23 protein-coding genes and 1 pseudogene are annotated in these 24,437 nt (G+C 52.1%); 17 read left to right on the plus strand and 7 right to left on the minus strand.

What is annotated here, in order from left to right; all coding sequences use genetic code 11:
- The first annotated feature begins 8 nt into the window (after positions 1 to 8).
- The 3 genes from DS739_RS02325 to DS739_RS02335 all read left to right on the plus strand — a co-directional run bounded on the left by DS739_RS02325 (position 9) and on the right by DS739_RS02335 (position 3,583).
- Complete coding sequence (locus DS739_RS02325) at positions 9 to 446, plus strand: DUF4112 domain-containing protein (protein ID WP_006116992.1); 438 nt, start codon at positions 9 to 11, stop codon at positions 444 to 446.
- A 196-nt stretch (positions 447 to 642) separates the two neighbouring features.
- On the plus strand, positions 643 to 1,851 hold the full coding sequence (locus DS739_RS02330; protein ID WP_170315333.1) for an AI-2E family transporter: 1,209 nt from the start codon (positions 643 to 645) through the stop codon (positions 1,849 to 1,851).
- Positions 1,852 to 1,966: 115 nt separating this feature from the next.
- Positions 1,967 to 3,583, plus strand: a complete 1,617-nt coding sequence (locus DS739_RS02335; protein WP_035351046.1) for a bifunctional aspartate transaminase/aspartate 4-decarboxylase — start codon at positions 1,967 to 1,969, stop codon at positions 3,581 to 3,583.
- Between the two features lie 184 nt (positions 3,584 to 3,767).
- On the opposite strand, the gene DS739_RS02340 is transcribed toward DS739_RS02335, so the two are convergent.
- The 6 genes and pseudogenes from DS739_RS02340 to DS739_RS02365 form a co-directional block, all read right to left on the minus strand.
- Entirely contained in the window at positions 3,768 to 5,057 is a 1,290-nt protein-coding gene (locus DS739_RS02340; protein WP_006116995.1) for a Hint domain-containing protein, read from the minus strand.
- Between the two features lie 204 nt (positions 5,058 to 5,261).
- Positions 5,262 to 6,059, minus strand: a pseudogene (locus DS739_RS02345) (IS5 family transposase).
- A gap of 21 nt (positions 6,060 to 6,080) precedes the next feature.
- Positions 6,081 to 6,518, minus strand: a complete 438-nt coding sequence (locus DS739_RS02350) for a hypothetical protein (protein WP_006116996.1) — start codon at positions 6,516 to 6,518, stop codon at positions 6,081 to 6,083.
- A gap of 397 nt (positions 6,519 to 6,915) precedes the next feature.
- A complete protein-coding gene (locus tag DS739_RS02355) occupies positions 6,916 to 7,449 on the minus strand; it encodes a Dps family protein (protein WP_019089540.1) in 534 nt (177 codons plus the stop codon).
- A 157-nt stretch (positions 7,450 to 7,606) separates the two neighbouring features.
- Positions 7,607 to 8,578 (minus strand): NAD(P)H-dependent glycerol-3-phosphate dehydrogenase, encoded by a 972-nt coding sequence (locus DS739_RS02360; RefSeq protein ID WP_035351049.1) that lies wholly within the window; start codon positions 8,576 to 8,578, stop codon positions 7,607 to 7,609.
- Between the two features lie 63 nt (positions 8,579 to 8,641).
- Positions 8,642 to 8,875, minus strand: a complete 234-nt coding sequence (locus tag DS739_RS02365; protein WP_035351111.1) for a bacterioferritin-associated ferredoxin — start codon at positions 8,873 to 8,875, stop codon at positions 8,642 to 8,644.
- A gap of 390 nt (positions 8,876 to 9,265) precedes the next feature.
- Here DS739_RS02365 and DS739_RS02370 point away from each other — a divergent pair, with 390 nt between their 5' ends.
- The 3 genes from DS739_RS02370 (at position 9,266) to DS739_RS02380 (ending at position 14,414) form a co-directional block, all read left to right on the plus strand.
- Positions 9,266 to 10,606 carry a DUF2142 domain-containing protein gene (locus tag DS739_RS02370; protein ID WP_139018872.1) on the plus strand — a complete coding sequence of 447 codons (1,341 nt, stop codon included), beginning with the start codon at positions 9,266 to 9,268 and terminating at the stop codon, positions 10,604 to 10,606.
- A gap of 77 nt (positions 10,607 to 10,683) precedes the next feature.
- A complete protein-coding gene (locus DS739_RS02375; RefSeq protein ID WP_006117001.1) occupies positions 10,684 to 13,332 on the plus strand; it encodes a hypothetical protein in 2,649 nt (882 codons plus the stop codon).
- A gap of 107 nt (positions 13,333 to 13,439) precedes the next feature.
- Positions 13,440 to 14,414, plus strand: a complete 975-nt coding sequence (locus tag DS739_RS02380; protein WP_006117002.1) for a glycosyltransferase family 2 protein — start codon at positions 13,440 to 13,442, stop codon at positions 14,412 to 14,414.
- Between the two features lie 71 nt (positions 14,415 to 14,485).
- On the opposite strand, the gene DS739_RS02385 is transcribed toward DS739_RS02380, so the two are convergent.
- Positions 14,486 to 15,022 carry a PACE efflux transporter gene (locus DS739_RS02385; RefSeq protein WP_035351053.1) on the minus strand — a complete coding sequence of 179 codons (537 nt, stop codon included), beginning with the start codon at positions 15,020 to 15,022 and terminating at the stop codon, positions 14,486 to 14,488.
- Positions 15,023 to 15,084: 62 nt separating this feature from the next.
- Between DS739_RS02385 and DS739_RS02390 the strand changes: the two genes are divergently transcribed.
- The 11 genes from DS739_RS02390 to DS739_RS02440 all read left to right on the plus strand — a co-directional run bounded on the left by DS739_RS02390 (position 15,085) and on the right by DS739_RS02440 (position 24,422).
- A complete protein-coding gene (locus DS739_RS02390) occupies positions 15,085 to 15,996 on the plus strand; it encodes a LysR family transcriptional regulator (RefSeq protein WP_006117004.1) in 912 nt (303 codons plus the stop codon).
- Positions 15,997 to 16,148: 152 nt separating this feature from the next.
- On the plus strand, positions 16,149 to 17,354 hold the full coding sequence (locus DS739_RS02395; protein ID WP_006117005.1) for an amine dehydrogenase large subunit: 1,206 nt from the start codon (positions 16,149 to 16,151) through the stop codon (positions 17,352 to 17,354).
- Complete coding sequence (locus tag DS739_RS02400; RefSeq protein WP_006117006.1) at positions 17,351 to 17,893, plus strand: MauE/DoxX family redox-associated membrane protein; 543 nt, start codon at positions 17,351 to 17,353, stop codon at positions 17,891 to 17,893. The genes DS739_RS02395 and DS739_RS02400 overlap by 4 nt, the downstream gene beginning before the upstream one ends.
- Positions 17,893 to 18,495, plus strand: a complete 603-nt coding sequence (locus DS739_RS02405) for a redoxin family protein (RefSeq protein WP_170315334.1) — start codon at positions 17,893 to 17,895, stop codon at positions 18,493 to 18,495. Before DS739_RS02400 ends, DS739_RS02405 begins: the two co-directional genes overlap by 1 nt.
- On the plus strand, positions 18,482 to 19,069 hold the full coding sequence (gene mauA / locus DS739_RS02410) for a methylamine dehydrogenase (amicyanin) small subunit (RefSeq protein ID WP_006117008.1): 588 nt from the start codon (positions 18,482 to 18,484) through the stop codon (positions 19,067 to 19,069). Before DS739_RS02405 ends, mauA begins: the two co-directional genes overlap by 14 nt.
- A 2-nt stretch (positions 19,070 to 19,071) precedes the next feature.
- Complete coding sequence (locus tag DS739_RS02415) at positions 19,072 to 19,581, plus strand: hypothetical protein (RefSeq protein ID WP_006117009.1); 510 nt, start codon at positions 19,072 to 19,074, stop codon at positions 19,579 to 19,581.
- A 108-nt stretch (positions 19,582 to 19,689) separates the two neighbouring features.
- Positions 19,690 to 21,069: an outer membrane beta-barrel protein gene (locus DS739_RS02420; protein WP_170315326.1), complete on the plus strand. Its 1,380-nt coding sequence runs from the start codon at positions 19,690 to 19,692 to the stop codon at positions 21,067 to 21,069.
- Positions 21,070 to 21,117: 48 nt separating this feature from the next.
- Positions 21,118 to 21,708 carry a hypothetical protein gene (locus tag DS739_RS02425; protein ID WP_006117013.1) on the plus strand — a complete coding sequence of 197 codons (591 nt, stop codon included), beginning with the start codon at positions 21,118 to 21,120 and terminating at the stop codon, positions 21,706 to 21,708.
- A 128-nt stretch (positions 21,709 to 21,836) separates the two neighbouring features.
- Positions 21,837 to 22,568, plus strand: coding sequence for a hypothetical protein (locus DS739_RS02430; RefSeq protein WP_006117015.1), 732 nt, complete (start codon positions 21,837 to 21,839; stop codon positions 22,566 to 22,568).
- Between the two features lie 84 nt (positions 22,569 to 22,652).
- Positions 22,653 to 23,549 carry an aldo/keto reductase gene (locus DS739_RS02435; RefSeq protein ID WP_050793159.1) on the plus strand — a complete coding sequence of 299 codons (897 nt, stop codon included), beginning with the start codon at positions 22,653 to 22,655 and terminating at the stop codon, positions 23,547 to 23,549.
- Positions 23,550 to 23,555: 6 nt separating this feature from the next.
- Positions 23,556 to 24,422 (plus strand): LysR family transcriptional regulator, encoded by an 867-nt coding sequence (locus DS739_RS02440; protein WP_006117017.1) that lies wholly within the window; start codon positions 23,556 to 23,558, stop codon positions 24,420 to 24,422.
- Positions 24,423 to 24,437: the final 15 nt, after the last annotated feature.

Below are 24,437 nucleotides of genomic sequence, written 5' to 3' on the forward strand. Positions count from 1 at the left end.
AAGGGAGCATGACAACACATGCTCTGGCTCATACCGGGTTTTCCTCTTTCCAAAGTGGGCAGTCTGCACACGGGCAGCCCTCTGCGGATGCATTGCGCCGCCTTAAACGGGCGCGCCGTTTTGCGTGGTTGCTGGATGCCGCCATTAGGCTGCCCGGCACCCGCGTAAGGGTAGGAGCAGATGCCATTGTGGGGCTGGTGCCCGGCGGTGGCAGCACGGTTATGGGCCTGCTTTCCTTTTATGTGGTGTGGGAGGCATGGCGCATGGGCCTGCCCCCCAAACTGCTGCTGCGTATGATAAGCAATATTGCCATAGAAGCCGCCGTGGATGTGGTGCCTGTGGCGGGTGATCTGCTGGACATTGCCTTTAAGGCCAACATGCGCAACGTGGCCGTTATGGAAAGCTGGCTGGGTGTACCGCCCTCTGCTGCCACGCGCAAAAAATAAGGCATCGTTTTTAAAAATATGCCTCATTGTCATAAGGGCTGCCCGGTGGGGTGGCCCTTTTGCATGTCTGGCACGTTAACAGGCAAAACAGGCAGGGTGGCCCGCCACGTTTAGCCTGCGTTGCAAGAAAAAAGGGTGTGGACGGTGCCATTTTGCAGCACAACGGCACAAATGCCGGTGGTTGGCAGAGGGTGCAGTGCGCCCTGTGTTCTTCCGCCCCGCAGGCAGGAGAAAACACGCCGTGCAACCGCCAGATAGCAGCGCCCCACCCCCTCACGCTCCAACGCCAGCCGCTTCTATGGCCCATGCGCCTGAGGCACCGCAGCTTGCGGGGCTGGAAGCATCTGTTCACAAGCTGGAAAACACGGTGCGCCGCTTTTACCGGCTGGCCGTTATGGTGGTAACGGTTACGGCGGCCGGGCTGTTTGTAAGCTCTGGCGGCGCGGTGGTGATGGTGGTGTTTGCCTCTGCTCTTGTGGCGGTGGTGCTGCATGCTGCGGCCCGCATTATCTCCCGCCTGTTGCATATTCCGCAGTGGCTTTCTGTTATGCTGTTTGTGCTGGTGCTTGTGGGCGCGCTTTCCCTTGTGGTGCATGTGTCCGGCCCGGAACTGACAGTGCAGCTTTCGCACCTGCATGAAGCCCTTACCAGCGAGCGTGATGCCCTGCACAACATGCTGGACAGCAACCCGCTGGGCCATGCGGTGCTGGACCACTTCCCGCGCTTTTTGGGTGGCAACATGGTGCCAGATGGGCGTGCAGGCTCAGAAGGTGGCATGGATTTTGCTGGCTCCATGACTAACGTGCTGACATCCACCTTTGGTTCGGTTGGCACCATGGTGGTGATTATTATTGCCGGGGTGTATTTTGCGCTTTCACCCCACCTGTATGCCAACGGCATTTTGCGCATAACGCCTGTAGCCTACCGCAGCACCATGCGCACTGTGTTGCTTACAACCGGCCACGCCCTAACCGCTTGGGTGGCGGGCCAGATGCTGGATATGACGGTTGTAGGCATGCTGACATGGAGCGGCCTTTCCCTACTGGGCATGCCGCTGGCGCTGCCTTTGGGGTTGGTGGCGGGGCTGGCCAATTTTGTGCCGTATCTGGGCACGTTTATTGGGGCCGTGCCTGCGTTGCTGATTGCGCTTTCCGTTGGCCCGCGTGAGGCCATGATGGTGGCGGGCCTGTATGCTGCTATCCAGACGTTTGAAGGGTATGTGATGTCTCCCTTCATTCAAAAACGTGCGGTGCGGATGCCGCCTGCGCTCACCATTCTTTCGCAAACAATTTTTGGTGCGTTTTTGGGTATGTGGGGTTTTATTTTTGCCTCCCCCATTACGGCGGTGCTTCTGGCTGTAGCCAGCCGTCTTTCCGCACCTCTCCCCCCGAACGAGGAAGTGTAATTGCACCTTACGCAAGGGGCCAAACCGCTGTTTTTTTACACTTTCCCACTGGTCATAATAGAACAGGACATGCAAGCTGATGATGGCAAGAAGTTCCGCAGGAAGGAAACCCCGCATGTCTACCACGCCAGATGCGTATCAAAAATTTCGTCATCTCAGCCCATTTGAACTGAAAGATGAGCTTATAAAGCTGGCCTCTGGTCGTGCCCAGCGCGCCATGTTGGATGCCGGGCGTGGCAACCCCAATTTTCTGGCAACATTGCCCCGGCAAGGGTTTTTCCAGCTTGGCATGTTTGCCGCGGCAGATTCTGCTTTAACCTTTTCCTACATGGCAGAAGGCGTAGGCGGTGTGCCCCGGCGTGAGGGCATAGAGGCACGGTTTGAGGCATTTTTGGCAGATAACCAGAACGTGCCGGGTATTTCCTTTTTGCGCCGTGCCGTATCTTATGTGCGCGACCAGCTTGGCCTGCCCGCAGATGAATTTTTGCTGGAAATTACATCCGGTATTTTAGGCTGTGATTACCCCACACCGCCGCGCATGCTGCGTTATACGGAAAAAGTGGTACGCCATTACCTGCTGCACGAAATGGCAGGCGGCACCATGCCAGAAAGCACAACAAACCTGTTTGCGCTGGAAGGTGGCACGGCGGCCATTAGCTATATTTTTGCATCGCTACGTGAAAACGGGCTGATCAATCCGGGTGATAAAGCGGCTATCGGCATGCCGGTGTTTACTCCGTATGTAGAAATTCCCGAACTGCGTGATTACCAGTTGCAGGAAGTGGCCATTAACGCCTGCCCGGAACAAGGCTGGCAATACCCGGATGAAGAGCTGGATAAGCTGCTTGATCCATCCGTTAAGATCTTTCTGGTGGTTAACCCCAGCAATCCCCCATCTGTGCGGATAAGTGATGAAGGGCTGGCCCGCATTGCCGAGATTGTTAAAAAACGGCCAGACCTCATTATCGTAACAGATGATGTGTACGGCACGTTTGCAGATGATTTTCGCTCTATTTATGCCATCTGCCCGCATAATACTATTTTGGTGTATTCCTTCTCCAAATATTTCGGTTCTACGGGTTGGCGTCTGGGTGTGATTGCCATGCACGAACAAAACGTGCTGGATGAGGCACTGGCGGCGCTGCCAGAAGCCGAAAAGGTTGAGCTGGATAAACGCTATGCCTCTCTTACGCCAGATGTGCGCGGCCTGAAGTTTTTGGATAGGCTGGTGGCAGATAGCCGCACCGTGGCCCTTAACCATACAGCAGGGCTTTCTACCCCGCAGCAGGTGCAAATGGTGCTGTTTGCCCTGTTTGCGTTAATAGATGGGCGGGATGCGTATAAAAACGCCCTTAAGCGTTTGCTGCACCGGCGCGAACTGGCCTTGTATCGAGATCTGGGCGTAAAAGCCCCGGATGATGCTGGCAGCACGCATTATTACACGCTGATAGATTTGGTAAATGTGGTGACACAGCTTTACGGCACCCGCTTTGCCCGTTGGTTGATGACACGTATGGATTATCAGACAATCCTGTTCCGTATTGCAGAGGAAACAGGCGTTGTGCTGCTGCCGGGTGATGGTTTTGCTGTAAAACGCCCTTCGGCCCGTGCCTCGCTGGCCAACCTGAACGAGTATCAATACGCTGCCATTGGGGCCGCCCTGCGCCGCATGGCTGGTGAGTATTATGACCGCTACCGGCAGGAAAAAGGGCTGAACAGTAAAGGGGAATAACGTGTTTAGCCAAAACCCTATTATATCATGCAGGCAGAGCATTTTTTAAATCCCGCCTGATATGTGGGTGGCACAGAAAACACCTCTTCCAACTGTGCAGTTCTAGAAAGATTACAAAATAAAAAGAGGCCCTGTTTGTAAAAGCAGGGCCTCTTTTATGATAGCTGAAAGGTTTGAGAACCTATCAGGCAGAACGTATCCGTGCGTTTGGCTGCACGTCTTCTACAAGCGGGTAAACACCCGTTGCCTGTAGGGTAATGGACAGCATGGCAATTTCGTTACGGTCTGTTTGTGTATCTAGCGGCAGGGTGGCGTTGCCGTTTGTCCATGCACATTCGGTCCACCCCATATTATGCCAGCCAGCCGGTTTGTGAGGCTGAAGGTGCGCTGTAATGGGGGTTGCACGCTTACGGGCTGTTACAAGTTGAATATCAGCCACAGCAACACCCAACAGGCGCCGATCATCCACAAAAGGCCCGACCACATCAGCCGGGCGGCTTGCGCGGGAAACAATCTGAACAGACTGCGTGCCCGGCGGCAGTATAAAGCTGTAATGCTGGTTGGCACAGCGTACTGGCCGGATAACAGCCCCTGTTTGCGTAACAAGGTGCAGGTTGGGGTCTGCTGTTAAGGTGGCGGGTGAGGTTGGTGTCTGGCTGCCTGCTACATGGCTTGCGCGATTTTTGAATTTATCAAAAAGCGGTTTTACAAAATCAACATTCACACATAATGGGGCGGCGGCATCTTCTGCCCATGTGCGCGTTTTGCTGTGTAACTGCACAACCGTGCCATTTTGGCGGAAGCTACGGCGATTGCCTGTATCCAGATAGCTTTCTGTGAGCACACCATCTACCGAGATTACGGCATGGTCTGCTGTTTCTATATGGTAATATGGATAAGACGTGATGGATTTATCGTAAAAAATGGAAGCGCCATTTACCAGCATACGCGCAGGCACAAACTGCCCGTTAAAGAACAGGCAATGTTCTGCCGTTACCAGCATATCCTTGTTAGGTAAGCCATCTGCCAAAGCATTTTTTAGAATGCGTACGGGGTATCCGGCTTCATCATCCGGCAGGCTGGGGGTTACAACAGTAAAGGCCTGCCCAGCCCAGATAACCTGCTGTGTGGTTTCTGTGTTGTTTTTCCAGTCATATACAAAAATATCTGTACCTGCCTGAATGTCTTCCACTGCCACATCACCCTGCGGGGTGCGCACCATGCTGCCTGCCAGAAAACATGCGCCTGTATCACTCTGTTCACCAAACAGAATGTAGCCATCGCTGTAGGTTACGGTGGGGGCGGGTTCTACATTGGCGGCGGAAGATGTTGCATACCCTTTAATGGTTACAACCGTGGTGGTTTTACCATCAACGGTGGACTGGATAAGCAGATCATCCCCACTTACGGCAGTGGACAGCACATCATTACTATAAGATGTGCTGGAGGCAATCTTGATCTGGTCTCCATACACAAAGTTTTCGACATTCAGGGAATCTCCTGAAAGATCGCTTAAAGATGTGCTGCCAATAACAAGTTGCCCACCGGGGATATTGTGGAAATCAATCTTGTTGCCGCCATCAATATTGGCAATGCCAGAGAATATAACCGTGCCGCCTTCAATATTAAAGCGTCCAGCATTGATGTTGGAATAATTGGTGCCTGCATCTAGGGCCTGTTAGGGCTTGATCCAGTCTGCTGCGGCAGGCGATGTGGATGACCGCGAGGAACGACGTTGCTGTTTTTTCATATCTGGTTGCGACAGCGCGCCACTCCTTGAGGCGAGCCCAGAGGTTCTCAACGAGATGCCGACACCGATAGGCCCATTTGGGGCAGGCGACCGGGCCATCGCGTCGTTTCGCAGGAATGGCTGGCCGTGCTCCCATGTCCCATATCCGTTCACGCATGGCGTTCGACGCGTAGCCCTTGTCCGCTACTACCCACAGGGGAGTGGCGGGAAGGCTGTCGAGCATGGCTGGTGCCAGAGGCAGTTCATGAGCCTGTCCAGGGGCCAGCGCAAAACCGAAGGCTTTTCCATGTCCATCAGCGATCACGCAGACTTTTGTGCCATAGCCACCGCGAGAGCGGCCAAGTGCTTCACGATGGTCTCGCTCTTCGAAAGAGGCCCCTTTTTTTGGGCTCCCGCCGCTTTGTGGTGAGCCCTGATGTTTGTGCCATCCAGAAAAGTCATTCCGAATGCCACTCCCTGTTGTTCCTGAACCAGTGCGAGCAGCCGCTCCCATACGCCGAGCTTCGCCCAGCGGATGAAAAGCTGCGCAGCCCGCCACCACGGACCCAGTTCAGCGGGGATACTCCGCCATTTCGCGCCATTCTCATGACGCCAGAAAATCGCTGCTATCGTCCGCCGCAGATCATGTGGCGGCGTCTTGCCCCTCGGGCGAACCTCCTCAATCAGAGGTTCCCAGATCGCCCATGTCTCGTCCGTAAAGGTGCCTGTTCTGTCTCCTTCTTCCATCCCTACAATATGGGAAGAAATTCAAGATCTAACAGGCCCTAGCACGCCACCTTTGTAAATATTGTAAACAGCCTGGTTGCCGTTAAAATCATTACCAACGGATAATGTGCCGTTGGTAATATTGTAAACGGCCTGATTACCGTTGAATTGATTGCTTACGGTAAGTGTGCCGCCATCAATATTAATGGTGCCCCCAGCCGCGTTGGTGATATCTCCACCTGCCCCGAGGAAACCAGGCACAACAGAAACAGTGGCGCCATCTGTAATATTAATGGTTGCCGCATTGAGGTTGAGGTAGCCCGCAATTTTAAGCAACGCACCATTGGTTACGTTCAGCGTTGGGCCTGTGCCCAAACCGGCTGTCGCGTTATCTGGTGGGGTATCAGTGGATTGCGTGCCGCCGCCGTTGTAGTTTGTCCAACTTGTATTGGTGGAAACGGTTGTTACATCATCTGCCATGTTCTTGAGCCTTGAATATGCAGTTGGCTTCAAATCCACAATTTGGATAAGAAATATTTAATATTCTTTCAAAAATACATTAATATTCTCTAAACAACAAAGTTATGAAAATATTATCAAAACAGGAAATAGAAAAATATTTACTTCGAATAAGCATGATTTTTAATAATTTATATTTCATATTCATCTGAATATTCGATATGCAAATTCTGTGATGCAGGAATGCTTTTATAAAAAGCACAGATATAACAATGAATTATATGATATTAATTTACAAAATTAATAAATGTTATGCCATTTATTTGTTTCTAATATTGTACAGTATAAAAAGCGGCCCAAATATGGGCCGCTTTTCAGAAAGATCTTTTTGAAAACTTTTAGATGCTTGCGTTCATATTTATTCGTTATGCCCAAAAACCGGGCGCGTGCTTTCAAACAGGAACCACGTGCGGCGTTCGGTTTCATCAATCCAGTTTTCAATCAGGCTGGTTGTGGCCACATCCCCGGCATCGGATGCAATAGCATGCACAGCGCGCAGGCGTTTGGTGAGTGTAAGGTTATCTTCCCGCAGTTCTGAGAGCATGTCTTCGGGTGTTACGTAGAGGGCATCGTTATCAGAAATCTTGGTTTTGCGGGCAATTTCTCCCACAGAATGCAGCGTGGTGCCGCCAATCTTGCGGGCGCGTTCGGCCATGGGGTCTGTCATGGCAAAAATCTGCTGGCTTTGTTCATCCAAAAGCAGGTGGTAATCCCGAAAGTGGCGGCCGCTCATATGCCAATGAAAGTTCTTGGTTTTAATATACAGGGCAAACACATCGGCCAGAACTTCGGACAAACCACCTGCTACGGCCTTTACCTTATCGGCCTTCAGGTCTGTTGGCGTGCCAAGATATTCCTTGATATGGGCTTCTTTTGCTGTGGCTGTGCTCATGGTTTGAACGAACCTCCTGTTTTCACTTTTTGGCAACACCACCAGTGGTGCCTGCCAAGTGCTGCTTTTACACGTGGTGCCATATAGGCATGATGCAAGGCCTGACATGGAAAGATCACAATTCTCACATTCATGTGAATGTCAGGAAGCAACGCGTTTAAGGGGTATCAAGTTCCGTGCGCAGGGGTCGGGTTAAAAGCTGTTCCTGCGCTTGTGGCAGCGTGATCTTGCCTTCCAGAAAAGCGGCAATGCAGGCGGTAATGGGCACATCTACCTTGTGGTGGTGGGCCAATGCCAGCAGGGCATCTGCTGTGGTTACCCCCTCCGCCACGCCGGGCAGGGTGGCCAACGCGCTTTGGGCCGCATTCCCTCGGCCCAAAGCCAAGCCCATCTGATAATTGCGCGATGCCTCGCCCGTGCAGGTCAGCAATAGGTCTCCCAACCCGGCAAGGCCAGCCAGTGTGGCGGGTTGTGCCCCCAAGGCTACGCCAAGGCGGGTTATTTCTGCCAATCCACGGGTTATCAGGGCCGCGCGGGCGTTTTCTCCCAACCCAGCGCCAATGGTAATGCCTGCGGCCACGGCAATAACGTTTTTAGCCGCGCCGCCAAGCTGCACGCCGGTAATATCTGCGCTGGCATACAGGCGCAGGCGCGGGGTAGAGAGCAGATCCACCAATTTACGCGCCAGCTCCATATTGGCCGAGGCCACAACAGATGCCGCAGGTAAATTGGCTGCAACCTCACGCGCAAAATTGGGGCCAGAAAGCACAGCCCCCGGCACATCTGGCCGCAACCGATGCAGCACATCCAGCGGAAAAGCCAGTGTGCTGCGTTCTATGCCTTTGCAGCATAGCACAGCAGGCACGCCTACAGGCACCAATGGCAGAACAGAGGCCATATGCTGGGTGGGAATAACCATAAGCGCACACGCCACATCTGCCGGGGGCGGCGCAGAGGAAACGGTGATGGAATCTGGTAACGGAAAATCTGGCAAACGCGGCATAGCGCCAGAGGGCAAGCGGGCGGGGTTACGCGCCCATAAATAAACCTGTGCCCCAGTGCGGGCCATATGTAGGGCCAGCGCAGTACCCCATGCGCCAGCACCCATAACCAGAATACGGTGTTTCATTCTTTAAGCGGTGCCAGAACCCAAACCGGGGCGCAAGCACAACATAAAGCAGCAGCCCCGCGCTTAGGCAGATAGCGCCACGCCAGCAGCAGCAGGCACCATGTGGGCTGGAACTTCGGCTTTTTTCATGTGTTTTAGCCGGGCCTCACGCAGCAGGCAGACAACGCCTTTTACGCAGTTCCCGCACTGAGCCTTGCAGTTGCGCGCGGCATAAATGTCACGCGGGCGGGTTGCCCCGTCTGCCACAGCGGCTTCAACGTCTTTGTGAGTGAGACGATTGCAAGAGCAGACAACCATACGCAGCACCTTTGTGGTGGTTGATCGATTCTGGAGAGACTTCATCACAAGTAAGAATGAATCGCAATTCTTTTTTGCAAAAGAGTTGCAACTCTTCGAGAGGAAAATGCGTCCATAGGCTAAAATTTAGGAAGCTCAGCTCTGTTGTTTGCCTTGTTTTAATGCAGGAGGCGGCCAGATGGTGCGCCCAACAGTATGTAAGAGAACATGATCGAAATAGAATCTACAAAATGATATAGGGTGGGCAGACTATATTTTTGAAGTTTTCATTGGGGATGTTTATTTGTGATTAAAAATTTTTTGGAGGCAAATGGCACCTATCTCGTTGAAATATTTACAAGTCGTAAAGTGCTGCGCTGTTTTTATGTTTTTTTTGCACTGATTACTGGAATGTTTTGCGTTATTTTAACGCCGCCTTTTCAGGTGGCGGATGAGCCCGCCCATTTTATGCGGGTTTTGGAAATTGCGGATAATGAGCTGGTTGGCGTCAAATATTCTCGTCTAGCAAGCGGCACCATGCTTTCGCAGTCCGTGCCCGTGCTTGAGGGTATTTTTGATAAGCTGGCTCTTTCACATCAAAGCAAGGTCACACCGGAAATGCTAGCTCAGGCCATGGCCGTGCCTTGGTCTGGCAACAAGGTTTCTGTTGGGTTGTCCAACACCGTTATTTATCCGCCTACCTCCTATATAGGGGCCGTAGGAGGGGTGTGGTGGGCACGCTTTTTACATTCAAGTTTGCTGGGTACGTTTTACCTTGCCCGTGTAGGTAATCTGCTTGCAGATATGGCAGTAAGTGTGCTGGCACTTTATTTGATGCCACAGACAGGCATTTTTCTGCTGGTTATTTTGGCGCTGCCCATGAGCATAAGCCTTATGAGTTCCTGTTCGCAGGATGGCATGGTGCTGGCACTTGCGGCGCTGGGTATTGCATGCACGTTGAATGGATTACGGCAAAGCGCTGTTTGGCAAAAATACATTCTGGCCTGTTTGGGGGGGATGGCTTTTGGATGCGTGGCCGCCGCCAAAGCACCTTATCTTGTTATGGCATGTGTGCCTGTCCTCTTTATGAACAGGGACAATGTTAAATATGTTATCACATCATGTGCCATGAGTGTGGGTGTTTTTTCTATCTGGGTTGAATGTGGAATCCGCCCGGTTCTGACAGAACTTGCACCGCAAGGCGCTTCTGCGGCTGGGCAGCTTTCTTTCATACGCGAGCACCCCATTCTGCTGGTAGAAAGTATTTTTAACAGTTTGGAAACATACGGGAACTATCTGGTTAATCAGGCTATTGGCGTGCTTGGCTGGCTGGATTTGCCGCTTTCTTCTGGAATGTACAGATTTGCCACTATTTTGCTGGGCTGCACTTTTGCTCTCCCTTTTTTGTGCATGAGGTCTCTGAAAACCCGAGAGAAAGCAGCCGTGCGAGTGTGCGGTTTGGTGCTGATCATGTTGGCTGCGGTCGCAGGTATCTTTATGGCATTGTATGTGACATGGACACCTGTAGGAAAAAATATTGTTGATGGCGTGCAGGGAAGATATTTTTTGCCCATTGTTATGCTGGGTACACTTTATCCCTTTTTGTGGAAGCAGTATGAAATGTCTGAAGATATTCAGCATTCAAAAAAACATGATGTCATAGCAAATATTTTTGCAAACTGTTTTGTTGTGGCGTTTATGGTCTGCTGTTATGCGGCTGTGTGTCAGGCTCTTTCCTACAGGTATTGGTGAATATCATGCAGATGCACCATTTGCATGAAAACGCATGATTTGTAATTTTCTATAATTTATAAAAACCAGGTATATTCATGAATATTCGTGCCAGCTATTCCATTGCAATCATTATCGCAATTCCGATCTTTATTCATTTTCTGGGTCTGTTGAACATCTTATCTTCAGATCCGTTACAGATTTACCTGAATTTCGGAGGAGAGCATTCCGCAATTCTGGATGGAAGCCCTGGCTGGGTTGATCCAAATGCAGGCGCAACAACGCAAGCGCTTGGGCATGAAGCCGCGCGGCAATGGTTGTCTGGCCATATCCCATGGTGGGAGCGTTTTTCTGGCATGGGGTTGCCTCTTGCGGCAGAAATGCAAAATTCTGCATTGTTTTTCCCGTTTGTTCTCCTGCTGATCTTTGCAAACGGTGTTCTTTATTTAAAAATTGCAATGCAGATTATGTCCGGCCTGTTCATGCTGGGTTTTTTGTATGAAATGCGCCTTTCCCGGCTTACGGCTCTTACGGGTGCCATATTGATTGAACTGAGCGGAACACTTGCTTGGTTTGCGCATGGGCCCATTATGCCGCTCCCCTTTCTGCCGCTGCTGGCATGGGGTGTGTGGCGAAGTTGTCAGCCAGACCTTAAAACCCGGCTTGGCGGCTGTTTTATAACAGCACTGGCCATTACGGGTTCTCTTTACGCCGGTTTTCCCGAAACAGCGTTTATGAGCGGCCTGCTAGTACTATGCATTGCAATATGGCGGGTATGCACTTTGCGTGGCAAATGGTTGCAAGGTGCGTTGCCTATTGGGGTTGGCGGCATACTGGGGCTGTTTTTAAGTGCTCCTGCGGTTGTGCCTTTTCTTAGCCTGTTGCGCATTGGTTTTCTGGGCCAGAACACCAATTATCATGATGCGCATATGTTGGCGGCAAACCCTGCGCAAACCCTGTTTCCGTATCTTTTTGGCCCACCATTATATGCACTTTCTGCCGGAGGAGGTTCCGTAGCCGTTGATGTTTGGTGGCACACCGGAGGATATTGTGACATTGCGCTGATTTTTGCGGGCTGTGCAGGATTGTTCATGGCTTTTTCACGCGGGACTTCTTTCCGTGGGTTACGCTTTGTGCTGGGGGGCTATTTGCTTCTTTCGGGGTTAAAAGCTGTAGGGTTTATACCTGTCAGCCGTCTTATAGACGTTATTCCCGGTATCAAGCAGACAATGTTTTACGTCTATATTGCACCGGGATGGTGGTTTGCTCTTACGTTACTGTCTTGCATGCTGCTTGATGATTTGAATACATCAAACCAACATTCGGGCCGTAAATCCATAAAGTTTGCTTTGGCTGGCACCCTTGTGGGCAGCGTTATATGCCTTTTTAAAGCGCGCCCACATATTATGGATTTTTATAATCACCCTGGGTACAAATGGTATCTGGGTTTATCTCTGCTATGGGCAACCCTTGTGCTTACGGTATTAAGTGTTTCATTACTTGGTAAGCGTAAACATACTGTGGTTGCAGCACTTGTCGTAAATGCAGCAGTGTTGTTTTTTATACCCACCTTAACAGGCGTGCGTCCGGCACCGGTGGATACAGATGCTCTATCCTTGCTCAAACAGCTCACCACGCAAAAACGTCTTGTAAGTTTTGGCGTGTTTCCGCCCAATTATGGTGCGTTTTTTGGTATTCCCACCATAAACTACAATTTTCTGCCTTTGCCAGAGCGTTTTGCCGCGCAGATGGATCAGCACGTATGCCCTCATTATGATCATACAGCGTTCTTTTCCATTGGGTTGGGAAAGTTTTGTAGCGGAGATACCGAAGGTCTGACTTATGCAGGGTGGCAGGCGCCTTCTGTGTCTTTTCAGGATGGGCTTGCCTGGTTGCAGCAACATAATACCGGGGTCATCATGTATCCGGCAAATCTGCAATTCTGGCATGATCGGATCGGCACGCGCATTCCTGCACAGGCCAACAGTTATCAAAACCTTGGTGGCACTCCGGTTTCGGGTGTTTTTTCTCATCCTGAACTTGCGGGCGCAACGTTACGGCGTGTTGGTACAGGTTTGGGAACATACAATGGGGCTGCAAAAGGTGTGTGGCATATCAAATTATGCAGCAAAGAAAACTGCACTATAGCTGATGGAAAGCTTGAATATGCTGCCGATAACCTTGTTACATGGTTGAACTTGTCTACCCCACTTACGATTGAAGCAAACCAAACCCAACTGACATATTCCATTTGGAGCGATGCACCAGCCCAACCAGCAGCGATAGCCCTGTGGCCGGGAGAGGGCGGTAAGCCGATGCCGTTACTGACATTGGATATTGATCTGCCCAGAAGCTCCAATACCCGGCAACTCCTTAATAACGGCCATGTTGTTATTGAGGATCTTTCGGGCACAACGCCTTATTATCATGCAGATAATTGTGTTGTTACTTTTAAAGACTACACGCACGTCCATGCGGAGTGTGACAAACCGGGAAATCTTTTCCGTAACGAATTTTATGACGAAGGCTGGACTGCGGTTGTAAATGGCAGACCAGTGCAGTTGGTTCCGGCGGCAGATCAGGTACAGCAAAGCATCCGTTTGGGCACCGGGCATTTTGATATTGCGTATGACTATGCTCCGCAGCATGTACGGCTTATTTTTATACTTTTTACAGTAGGTCTGGTGGGCAGCGCAGTGGTGGGTATGATGGCCTGCAAACCGCGTAAAACGGCAGCAGAAGCCTGATATTTGTCTTGGTTATGAAATTATGCAAAAACATGACGCCTTTGCATACTCTTTACATGCTATATAGCACTGCATGTGTATGATTGGTCTTGAGGGTTTTGATATAAATGTCTGTGCAGTCAGATTTTTTTTTCCAATCAGAAGCTCAGGGTCAAAAACTGCGCGTTGCTGTGCTTATCCCCTGTTATAATGAGGAAGTCACGATCGGGCAGGTTATCAGCGAATTTCAGGCTGCTCTCCCAGATGCCCGGATTTACGTTTACGATAACAATTCAAAGGATAACACTGTCGCCATAGCGCGGCAGCACGGTGCTGTTGTCCGTCAGGAACGGCGGCAGGGCAAAGGCAATGTTATCCGCAGAATGTTTGCTGATATCAATGCCGATTTTTATGTGCTGGTAGATGGTGACGCCACGTATGAAGCTGCGGCTGCATCCCAGATGGTGCAACTTGCCTATGATCAATCTCTGGATATGGTAACGGGGTTACGTGTTTCAGACAGACAGGCGGCTTATCGCTTCGGGCACATTCTGGGTAATAGGGTGCTTACAAATCTGGTGCGGATTATGTTCGGGCAGGGCGTTAAGGATATGCTGTCCGGGTACCGTGTTTTTTCCAATCGGTTTGTAAAATCCTTTCCCGCCCTTTCAAGCGGGTTTGAAACCGAAACCGAGTTTACGGTACACGCTCTTAAATTGTGTATGCCTGTAGGGGAAGTGGAAACAGCTTATATTGAGCGCCCGGAAGGCTCCACTTCCAAACTCAATACATATCGCGATGGTGTGCGTATATTATTTACAATAATCAGCCTTGTGCGGTGCGAACGGCCTTTGCTGTTTTTTGGTGTTTTTTCTCTTCTCTTTTTTATGTTGGGCATGACGCTGGGTATCCCGGTCGTGCTGGAATTTATTAAAACCGGTTATGTGCCACGCTTGCCAACAGCGCTTTTGGCAACAGGGTTCGAGCTTCTGTCGGCTCTTTCCCTCGTTTGTGGGCTTATTCTGGATAGTATCGCGTTGGATCGTTTGGAAAAACGCCGGTTGAGTTATCTTTCCTACTCTCTCCCAATGCAAAGCCAGTAGGTTTTTCTTACGTAATTATGGCGTTTTGCAATGGGGAGGGTAGGGTATCTTCAGCTCTGTAAAGGGATTTTTTACCCGTTGGCCTTGCCGGTTGCGGGGTGATCTGCCGGAACAGGGAATATCCGATCATACACCATGTTAAACACAAAAGCGTAAACCAGATAAAACACGGCAATAGACATGCTGAGCGAAAACGCCGTGAGCACACTTTCATGTAGGTACCAGGCAATGGCGGGCAGCAGCACAACCTGCAACCCGGCTTCAAACAGCAGCGTATGCACAACACGCACGCCCACGGTTTTGTGGGTGGTGGCATAAAGCCGCGCCATCACCCGGTCAAAAACCACGTTGTAAAGATAGTTCCATATTGTAGCGGTTATGGCGCTGCCTATGCCGATCATCCCCATAGAGGATTCGTGTAGCCCAAACAGCGTGCTGCCGGTGGGGATAACAATGGCCAGTGCAATAAGCTCAAACAGCAATACGTGGCGCACACGGTCTGCCGTGCCGCGCGTGCCCACAGCAGGGGCATTTTGTGCAGCATGATGATCTGCCATGGCAGAGGAGGCCGGAGCGGCCTGAAGGGAACTGAATGTTTGCGTTGACATGCGGCGCAATCTATCGTCATCACGGCTAAAGGAAAGATAAGAACCATCAGGAAAACAGATGGATGAATGTCTCGCTCGAACAGCTTGAAGCCTTTGTTGCCACAGCGGATGCGGGCTCGTTTTCCGCAGCAGCCCGTCGTTTGGGGCGTGCGCAATCTGCTATTAGTACGCATGTGGCCAATCTGGAGGTGGATCTGGGGCTGGAATTATTCCTACGCACCGGGCGCACACCTGTATTGACACCAGAAGGTGAACGCCTGCTGCGTGAGGCCCGCGTGGTGTTAGACCGGCGCGAGCACCTGATAGGCGTGGCCCGATCTTTAGAAAATCAGGTTGAAAACCGGCTGGTTGTGGCAATAGATGAATTGTACCCCGAATACGCTCTGGGCCCGGTTTTTGCCGAATTTGCCGAACACTTCCCCTATGTGGAAATGGAAATCCTTTTCCCGCTCATGGAGGATGTTGGCCAGCTTGTGCAGGAAGGGGCCGCGCATCTGGGGGTTATGTGGCAGCAAACACGTATGCCGCCAGATCTGGCGTTTCGCACCATCGGGCGGGTGCCGCTTAAATTGGTATGTGGGCGCAACCACCCATTGGCATCATGCGGCCCCATAGCGTGGGAAGATCTTAAACGGTATCGGCAGATCATGGTGGCCGCCCGTGGGCAGGAGCGCGAACGCCAACACCTGCGCGTAGCGGGCGAGGTGTGGTGGGTAGAAAGCCACTGGGTCATTCTGGAGCTGGTGAAGCACAATATCGGTTGGTCATTTATTTCAGATCATATTTTAGCGGCCTCTCCCGCAGCACCAGATATTGTTACGCCCCCCTTGGCGTTTGATGCCGGAGATAGGCCCGTGCCGTTGGCTGTGGTGTGGCATCACAAACGGCCGCAAGGCGCGGCTGCGCGCTGGTTACGGCAACGCCTCTGTGCCTCGGAGTCTGTTTTGTATAAAGGGCCAAAGGCCAGTTCATAAAAGCATGATCAATTGTAATGGATTGATATTTAATAAAATACAGCCGTTGTAACAAAACAACAATGCCACCTTAAAGCACATGTTTTGTCTTGCAGGCGAAATGAGAAACGCTATGATACCGAAACATTCCGGTATCGAGAGAAACAGTTCGCATGTCTCTTCAAAAAGTCCGTCCCTCTCTGCTGCGCGCTCTTTTGGGCAGTGCAGCCATTCTGACCATGGGAGGAACCGCCGCCAAGGCAGCGGAACCCGTATTACAGACCGAGCAGAGTGACGTTATTACCCTGCCAGCTTACTCCCCCCACACCATTTTGGTGGAAGATGCGGTTTACACCCACAACAAGGATGGCCGCGTTTATGTAGTGGATGCCGATTCCGGCAAACTGCTGGGCATGGTGCAGGCCGCCTATAACGCCAACATGGCGCTTACGCCCGATGCCAAACGCATTTATGTGGCAGAAACCACATGGGAACGCGGCAACCGTGGCGCACGGAACGATCTGCTGGCTGAATATGATGCCAACACGCTTAAGATCACATCTGATGAAAAACTGCCCGCCCGCGCACTGGTTACGCCTAAAAAGAACGACTTCGCGCTGAATGCCGATGGCTCTCGTTCCTACGTGTATCAGATGAGCCCCAGCAACGCCGTGGAAGTGGTGGACAACACCGCCCATAAGGTGACGCAAACGGTAGAAATTCCCGGTTGTGCGCTGGTGTATCCGTGGGGCAACGCTGGCTTTTCCTCTCTATGTGCAGATGGCACGCTGGCCAATGTCAGCCTTGGGGCAGATGGCAAGGTGGGCATGACGCACACCGCACCGTTCTTTGAACCCGATAAGGACGGTATTTTTGAACAAAGCCCCACTGTTGCGGCAGATGGCACGGCTTACTTCATCAGCTACAGCGGCATGGTGTACCCCACTAAAATGGGGGGAAACAGCACGGTAGAAAAACCGTGGTCCTTGCAGGAAGGCGCGGGAATGAAAGCCGCCCCCGATTCCTCCAAGCCGTTTGAAGTAACATGGCGGCCCGGTGGCTGGCAGATTGCCGCACTGCACAAGGCATCTCACCAGATGTATGTGCTGATGCACAAAGGCACGTTCTGGACACATAAGGATAACGGCACGGAAGTGTGGGTGTTTGATACGCAAACCCACAAGCGCATCCGCCGCTATCCGCTTAAAGTGGCCAGCAACCTTGTAGGTGTTACGCAGGACGCACACCCGCTGATGTTCACTGCCAATGAAGATAATGGTGATTTCTTTGTTTCTGATGCGCTTACAGGCAAGCCCCTGCGCACCATAAAGGCCCTTGGCACATCCCTTATCTTTACGGTTGCGCCGGGTGAAGGATGAGCCTGCTGGCTGAAACAGCCCCGCTTGCGGCCCTGTGCGCAGGGGGCATTGGCACCATGTTTTTGGTGGCTGGTGTTTCCAAACTGCGTGGGCATGATGCGTTTTTAGGCACGCTGGCCTCTTACCGGCTTTTGCCCTCTTGGTCATACGAAGGTGTGGCGTGGGGCTTGGCTGGGGCAGAGGTTCTGGCTGGTCTGGCGCTGTTTTCCGGCTTTGCCGCCGGACTTGGCGGTTTGGCTGCTGCGGCCATGCTGGTGGTGTTTGCACTGGCTATGGGCATAAACGTTGCCCGTGGGCGCACCAGCCTGTCTTGCGGGTGCACGCCCGGTTTGGTGTCCGAAACTTTGTCATGGAAGCTGGTAGCCCGCACCGTGTTGTGCGTGCCGCTGGCGCTGGCCCCGTGCTTTGCCTCTGGCGTTTCTGCCTTTGTATGGGGGCAGGGCGTTATGGCGGGTGTGGCGCTGTATCTGGTGTGGTTGGCACTGGTGGCCTTGCCGCCAGAACGCGTACCCGGATCTGGCGGAGGGCAGGAAGCATGATGCTGTTTTTGTACATCTGGCAGGGGCTGCTTACGGTTCTGGCCCTTGGGCTTGCCGTTATGTTGGTGGCCTTGGCCCGCCAGATTGGCGTGCTGCACGAACGCCTTGCACCATTGGGGAATCAGGAAGCCAAGCCGGGGCTGGATGTGGGGCAGATTGTGCCGCGTCTGGTTTTGCATACGCTACAGGGCCAGCCTTTTGTGGTGGGCGATACCCTGCCTGCAGGCGCCAAGCAGCTTTTGCTGTTTGTGGCGGCGGAATGCCCGGTGTGTAAGCGCGTTATCCCCATTGCACGGCAGGTGGCTGCCGAACGTGGGTTAGACCTTATTTTTGTGGGCGATGGCCCCGAACCTGAACTGAAAAGCATGGTGGCTGCCCGCCCGGAAATGCAGGGTGTTCCCCTGATAACCGGCGTGGAGCTGGCCCTTGTGCTGCAAATTAACCGTATGCCAGCCATGGTGCTGCTTGATGAACGCGGCATCATTCTGGCCAAAGACCTCGTGAATACCCGGCGTCAGATCGAAGGGTTGCTTGGCAACGTTACCGCCACACCCCCGCAGGGTCTGACCGATACAGGAGCAATGTCTCATGCTGCCGTCTGAAAACAAAAACTCCGCAGAACAGGGCACCCTGTTTGACCGGTTGACCGAATCTCTGCTCCGCCGTTTTGCGGGCAAAACATCCCGCCGTGGCGTGGTGGCAAAGCTGGGCGGCGTGGCCGCTGCCGTGCCGCTGTTTCCGCTGTTGCCGGTAAGCCGCGCCAATGCGGCTTCTTCCTCTGCCGCCAAGGCCGTGGCCAAGGCTACAACGCCATTTGGCGCCAAAGCGCAGGCTAAAGATGCCAATGCGTGCGATTACTGGCGTTATTGCGCTATTGATGGCAATTTGTGCTCCACCTGTGGGGGTGGCGTTCATAGCTGCCCGCCGGGCACAGCGCCTTCTCCCACATCATGGATTGGTAGCTGCTACAACCCGCAGGATGGCAATTCCTACATGATTGCGTATCGTGATTGCTGTGGCCAGGATTCCTGTAACGAGGTGACCTGCCTGAACACGGATGGAGATCAGCCTTCCTACCGCCCCATGGCTAATAATGACATTATCTGGTGCTTTGGCACGGGCACGTCTGAAATGTACAACTGCTCCACGGCTGCGGTGATCGGGAAAGCTTCCTGATTATGTTGCGTGCTGTTTTCCGCCTTGCCGTGCCTGCTGTTGCAGCGTGTGCAACACTGGTTTTGGCAGGCGGGGTGGCACGCGCGGCAGATGCCGTGCCGGGGGCCACAAGTTTAAACCCCACGCAGGTTGCCTATCTTTCGCACTGCGGGGGGTGCCACGGTATTGCGGGCGTATCTGGCCCAACCTTTGTGCCTCTGCTGCGTGATAGCGTGGGCAGCTTTGCCTGCACGGATGAAGGGCGGAAATATCTGGTGCAGGTGCCCGGTGTTTCCATGTCCCTCATTCGGGATGATCAGCAGTTGGCAGATGTCATGAACTTTGTGCTGATTGATCTGGGCGGCAAAAGCACGCCGCCGGGCTTTAAGCCCTATACAGCCGCAGAAGTGCATGAATGGCGGCAACACCCGCTTTCTATGCCAGACTTCATGGCTAACCGCGCGCATGTGCTGGAGCGCTCTTTGGCTGCGTGTCATCGTGGCAACAATGGCGCGGCTGCAACAGTAAAGTAACACGGTAAGCCCTGTTCTACAGGGCTGCTCTCGGCTAGATCACAGCTTTGGGCCACAACACTGTAAAACAGAAGCAAACCCGCCCCCTGCCGCGGTTGTTTGTGGATAATGGGAGTATCAGGGAGCATGCGTTTGCGCCACCGTTTGTCCGCCGGTATGTGTTTTGCCCTGCAACTGGCAGCACTGCCTGCATTTGCGCAGGAAAAAACCACCCCCGATGATGCCGAGCGCCCTTTGGCGGTGGAAGAAACAGCAGCAGAAAAAAAGCAGGCCCAGAAGGATGAGGTGAATTTAAAAAGCCCTTCCAGCCACTCATGGTTTGATGATGTTGAAGGCCATATTGTGGTGGAAGCCGGTGTAAACGGTAACCCATGGACCAAAACAGGCCGCAACTGGGCGCAGTCTTACGTAGATAGGGCCAATACTGCCACACTTAACCAGATTACAGGCACACTCTCCCACCCGGTAACAGAACTGGGCGATGGCTATGGGCTGGGTTTTGTGTTTGAGGTTCTGTATGGCTCCGATGCCCGGTTTAACCCCACCATTGGCATGGGGGATGGCAACCTGACAGGCATATACCAGTGGACGCCCACGCAGGCGCATATTGATGCCCACCTGCCGTGGCTGACCAAAGGCGGGATAGACCTGCAAATCGGCCAGCAATACGGTATTCAGGGTTTTGAAGGCACAGATGCGCTGGAACGGCCTTTTTATTCCTACAACTATTCATCCGATTACATTGTGCCGTTTGAAACCGTGGGTGTTCTGGCTACATGGCACATGACAGACCACGCAGCCCTTGTGCTGGGTGTAAACGCCGGTAACTCCACCACCTTTGGCCATGCCAAAAACAATAGCCGCCCCAAAGGGTATTTTGGCTTCCAGTTTACAGAACTTGCAGATGGCAAGCTGGATGTTGCCGCCATTGGCTATTTTGGCCCGCAGCAAAGCGTGTACGCCATTGGGCGTGAAGCCAACCACGATATGGAATATATCGGAGACCTTCTGGCCTCCTACAAAATTAACGATAAAACCACCGTCACCCTGAACGCCACCTACTTCCATGATGATTACCTGCGGGATGACGTTTATGGTGTAACGGCCTATTTCGCGCATGATTTCAGCGATGAACTGACGTTTAACGCCCGTGGTGAAATTTTCCGTGATAATAATGGCGGCGTGGTGGGTAACAACACATCCCCCATGTCTTACGTGAACGAATTGCGTGGCCAGAACTATCCGTATGATTACGCACCCGGCACCACCTATGGGGAACTGACGGTGGGTGTTACGTACCGTCCCGGTTTTCTTAAGCTGCCCAAAGGGTCTTTTTCCATCCGCCCGGAAGTGCGGCTTGATAAATCCCTTAACGGCACGCGGCCCTTTAACCGCGTTTCCCCCACGGATGATCCAAACGTGAACTATGCCAATAATGGCATGAACAACATGTTCTGGTTCAGTTGTGATGCTATCTGGGCATTCTAAAAACCCGCTCCGCCACCCCACCACCGGCACAACACAGAGGATCAGCCCGTGCAGAACCTGATATACGCCAATGCTGCCCTTACTGTTGTGCTGCTTGCGGCCTGCATTGTTATGGGCTTAATGCTGCGCCGTATACGCCGCTTGTTTCAGGAAATTGCACCTGTGGGCGCACTTACCAGCTCACGCGGGCCACAACCGGGAGATGCCTGCCCACCGCAACCTTTCCACACATTGGCGGGGGGTGTTCTGGGGCTGGCTGGTGGCGCCAAGCCGCGGCTGGTGCTGTTTGTTTCTGCAACATGCCCGATTTCTCGCAAGGTTATCCCTATTGCACGCAACTTTTGCGGGCGTGAAAATCTGGAACTGGTGCTGGCGGGGGATGATGCCCCAATCATTCAGCAGCACTTTGCCCAGCAAACCAACACACCGGCTGCTGCGTTTATAAATGATCCGGCGCTGGGCCGTGCCTTGCAGGTAGATAAATTGCCTGCCGCGTTTTTGTTCGATCAGCAGGGCACGCTTATTGCCTGTGGGTTGGTGAACAACCGCGAGCATCTGGAAAGCCTGCTAAACGCGTGGGAAAGCGGGTTTAGCACGGTGCAAACCTATATGCAGCACACGCGCCGTAACCGCGTGTGATGCTGGACGTGTAATTATAAAATATTTGGTAATGATGTTATAAATAATCGCAAATAGTTTTTATTGACTCTGCTGCTCATAACTTGCCAGATTTAAATTAAGTACTGGAAAAGAGCAGGAGTGCCACCATGACCGACTCCTTTCATCTCCCCAAAATCTCTCTTGAAGGGTTGGAGAAAATTATTATCGCGTACAGTCATGTGCCCGATAATCCTACGCTAGATATTCTTGCGCGGCTTACCAAAATGGGGTCTGCTGCTATCAGCAGAAACAATAAATTTCTAATGGATATCGGCGTTATTGCTGGTGCCGCAGAAAAAACAGTTACCCCTTTAGGCCAAAAGCTGGGGCATGCTCTGGAATATGCTTTAGGGGCCGATGCACAAGCATACTGGCGCGAGGCTATCTCTAGCAATTCTGCCATGATGGAGCTTATCACCACAGAAGATATCAAGCGTGGGATGAGCGAAAAGGATTTATCGGCACATATTCTAGATGTTTCGGTGCATAAAAAGCATGCGCATACGCAAACAGGTGCACGGTGTTTGATAGATATTTTGTTAGAAAGCGGATTGCTTGAGCAAGATCAAGACATGCTTGTTGCCGCACCAGCACAGCCAGCTAAAGATAAGGCGCAACTGTTTGGCCTACAGGCAGAAGATTCCGCGCCGGATACCAAGGGCAGCGCGCCACCAGCCGCACTTATGGGGCTACCGCTTGCGGGGCAGAATACCACGCGCCCAGATATGCCCTACATCATGCTTAATCTGACATTGCCGGAAACCGAAGATCTAGCGGTTTATGAAAAAATATTTCGTGCTCTTAGGGAAAACCTTTTGGGGTTGCCCCCCTTGCCCTAAAGAGTGTTCGCTACCTGCAAGGCAGGCATGAGTATGGATATGTGCAACCTCTCCTACAGCTAGGCGTTGGGGATAGCATGTGGCATGGTTTTACACGCAAAACCAACATGTTGCCTTTTACCGCCGGATTTAGGAGAACACGTTTTGGGTATTCCCGATATCACACTGCACGATGGTCTTACTTTTCCCGTTATTACCTTTGGTACATACAAACTGAACGGTATAGCTGGCATGGAAGCAATGGTCAGCGCATTGGATGTAGGGTACCATGCGCTGGATAGCGCCTTTAATTATGAAAACGAAGGCGCCGTAGGCCATGCCGTGCGCAAAAGTGGTAAAAAGCGGGAGAACCTGCGCATTGCCTCCAAACTGCCAGGCCGCCACCATGATTATAACGAGGCACTGACAACAATTGAAGAATCCCTCTACCGTGCCCAGTTGGATTATTACGATCTGTATTATATTCACTGGCCCAACCCCAAGGTTGGCAAGTATGTAGAGGCATGGCAGGCGCTTATTGAAGCCAAAAAACGTGGCTATGTGCGCTCTATTGCCGTGTGTAACTTCCTGCCCGAACATCTAGAAAAATTGCAGAAAGAAACAGGGGTTCTACCATCTATCAACCAGATTGAGCTTTCTCCCTACTTCCCGCAGGATGATATGCGGGCGCTGCACAAAAAGCTGAATATTCTTACCCAGTCATGGAGCCCCCTTGGCCGGGCCAACAAGCTGCTGCAAGATCCGCTGATTACAAAAATTGCCCAGCGGCTCAACAAATCTACCGTGCAGGTTATCTTGCGCTGGCACCACCAGTTGGGTTGCGTGCCTATTCCAAAAGCTTCTAGCAAAGAACATCAGATTTCCAATATGGATATTTTTGATTTTTCACTGACAGAGCAGGATATGAAGGACATGGCAACCCTTGCCCGTCCTGATGGCCGCAGCCACGGGCAGGACCCCGCAACGTACGAAGAGTTTTAATTAACTATGGAGGCTCTCCGTCTGGCGCAGTTGCAGATTTTCTGCGCCGTGATGGAGGAAGGCTCGGTGGTTGCGGCCTCGCGCCGTATGCACTGTGTGGCCTCCAACATTACGGCGCGGCTCAAGGAGCTAGAACAGCTTTTGGGGCAGGATCTGTTTGCGCGGGAAAAAGGGCGGCTTATTCCCACGCCAGAAGGCCGCCTGTTTTACCATGAAGCGCGGGAGGTTGTAGAAAAAGCCCATAGACTTGCAAGCTTTTTTCAGCCCGATGTGCCGCGCGGTATTTTGCGTATAGGGGCGCTGGATGTGGCTTTGGCGCATTTTTTGCCCCAATATATGCCAGCCTTTATGGCCGCCCACCCGGATGTGGAAATACGCCTGTTACGCCGCGCCAGCTATACGTTGGAACATATGCTGGATGATCAGGAACTGGATCTGGCTATAACGGATGGCCCCATTGTGCATCCGCTTCTTGAAAGCCGCTTTGTTTTTACAGAAGAACTGGTGCTGGTGGCCCCACAAAATATCCGTAGTTTACAGGATATTCACTGGCCCAGCACGACAGTGCTTTTGTTCCACACAGATTGCTTTTACCGTAGCGCGTTTGAACGCTGGATGGCAGAGCAGGGCTTTGTCCCCCGTGTCATTCAAACAGTGGAATCTTACGATGTCATTCGGGCCTGTGTGCACGATGGTATTGGTATTTCCTGTTTTCCTAAAAGCATTTTTCAACATAAAGCACCGGATGATGTGCGTGTGTTAGCCGTGCAAGGGTTACGCCCAGCCCCTGTTTACTGTGTATGGCGGCGTAATGGTGCAAAACCTTTGCTACGCAGGTTTATAAATACCATTTGCCCGGCAGAAAGAGATTAAAGCCATTCATTTTTC

Source organism: Acetobacter sp. JWB (assembly GCF_003323795.1).
GTDB lineage: Bacteria > Pseudomonadota > Alphaproteobacteria > Acetobacterales > Acetobacteraceae > Acetobacter > Acetobacter oryzifermentans.

What these genes read in the sequence shown, in the direction of transcription:
- DS739_RS02325 (WP_006116992.1), top strand. Translation starts at nt 9, where the DNA reads ATGACAACACATGCTCTGGCTCATACCGGGTTTTCCTCTTTCCAAAGT.
- DS739_RS02335 (WP_035351046.1), top strand. Translation starts at nt 1,967, where the DNA reads ATGTCTACCACGCCAGATGCGTATCAAAAATTTCGTCATCTCAGCCCA.
- DS739_RS02350 (WP_006116996.1), bottom strand. Translation starts at nt 6,518, where the DNA reads ATGGCAGATGATGTAACAACCGTTTCCACCAATACAAGTTGGACAAAC.
- DS739_RS02355 (WP_019089540.1), bottom strand. Translation starts at nt 7,449, where the DNA reads ATGAGCACAGCCACAGCAAAAGAAGCCCATATCAAGGAATATCTTGGC.
- DS739_RS02360 (WP_035351049.1), bottom strand. Translation starts at nt 8,578, where the DNA reads ATGAAACACCGTATTCTGGTTATGGGTGCTGGCGCATGGGGTACTGCG.
- DS739_RS02365 (WP_035351111.1), bottom strand. Translation starts at nt 8,875, where the DNA reads ATGGTTGTCTGCTCTTGCAATCGTCTCACTCACAAAGACGTTGAAGCC.
- DS739_RS02370 (WP_139018872.1), top strand. Translation starts at nt 9,266, where the DNA reads ATGTTTTGCGTTATTTTAACGCCGCCTTTTCAGGTGGCGGATGAGCCC.
- DS739_RS02375 (WP_006117001.1), top strand. Translation starts at nt 10,684, where the DNA reads ATGAATATTCGTGCCAGCTATTCCATTGCAATCATTATCGCAATTCCG.
- DS739_RS02380 (WP_006117002.1), top strand. Translation starts at nt 13,440, where the DNA reads ATGTCTGTGCAGTCAGATTTTTTTTTCCAATCAGAAGCTCAGGGTCAA.
- DS739_RS02385 (WP_035351053.1), bottom strand. Translation starts at nt 15,022, where the DNA reads ATGTCAACGCAAACATTCAGTTCCCTTCAGGCCGCTCCGGCCTCCTCT.
- DS739_RS02390 (WP_006117004.1), top strand. Translation starts at nt 15,085, where the DNA reads ATGAATGTCTCGCTCGAACAGCTTGAAGCCTTTGTTGCCACAGCGGAT.
- DS739_RS02395 (WP_006117005.1), top strand. Translation starts at nt 16,149, where the DNA reads ATGTCTCTTCAAAAAGTCCGTCCCTCTCTGCTGCGCGCTCTTTTGGGC.
- DS739_RS02400 (WP_006117006.1), top strand. Translation starts at nt 17,351, where the DNA reads ATGAGCCTGCTGGCTGAAACAGCCCCGCTTGCGGCCCTGTGCGCAGGG.
- DS739_RS02405 (WP_170315334.1), top strand. Translation starts at nt 17,893, where the DNA reads ATGCTGTTTTTGTACATCTGGCAGGGGCTGCTTACGGTTCTGGCCCTT.
- mauA (WP_006117008.1), top strand. Translation starts at nt 18,482, where the DNA reads ATGCTGCCGTCTGAAAACAAAAACTCCGCAGAACAGGGCACCCTGTTT.
- DS739_RS02415 (WP_006117009.1), top strand. Translation starts at nt 19,072, where the DNA reads ATGTTGCGTGCTGTTTTCCGCCTTGCCGTGCCTGCTGTTGCAGCGTGT.
- DS739_RS02420 (WP_170315326.1), top strand. Translation starts at nt 19,690, where the DNA reads ATGGGAGTATCAGGGAGCATGCGTTTGCGCCACCGTTTGTCCGCCGGT.
- DS739_RS02430 (WP_006117015.1), top strand. Translation starts at nt 21,837, where the DNA reads ATGACCGACTCCTTTCATCTCCCCAAAATCTCTCTTGAAGGGTTGGAG.
- DS739_RS02435 (WP_050793159.1), top strand. Translation starts at nt 22,653, where the DNA reads ATGGTTTTACACGCAAAACCAACATGTTGCCTTTTACCGCCGGATTTA.
- DS739_RS02440 (WP_006117017.1), top strand. Translation starts at nt 23,556, where the DNA reads ATGGAGGCTCTCCGTCTGGCGCAGTTGCAGATTTTCTGCGCCGTGATG.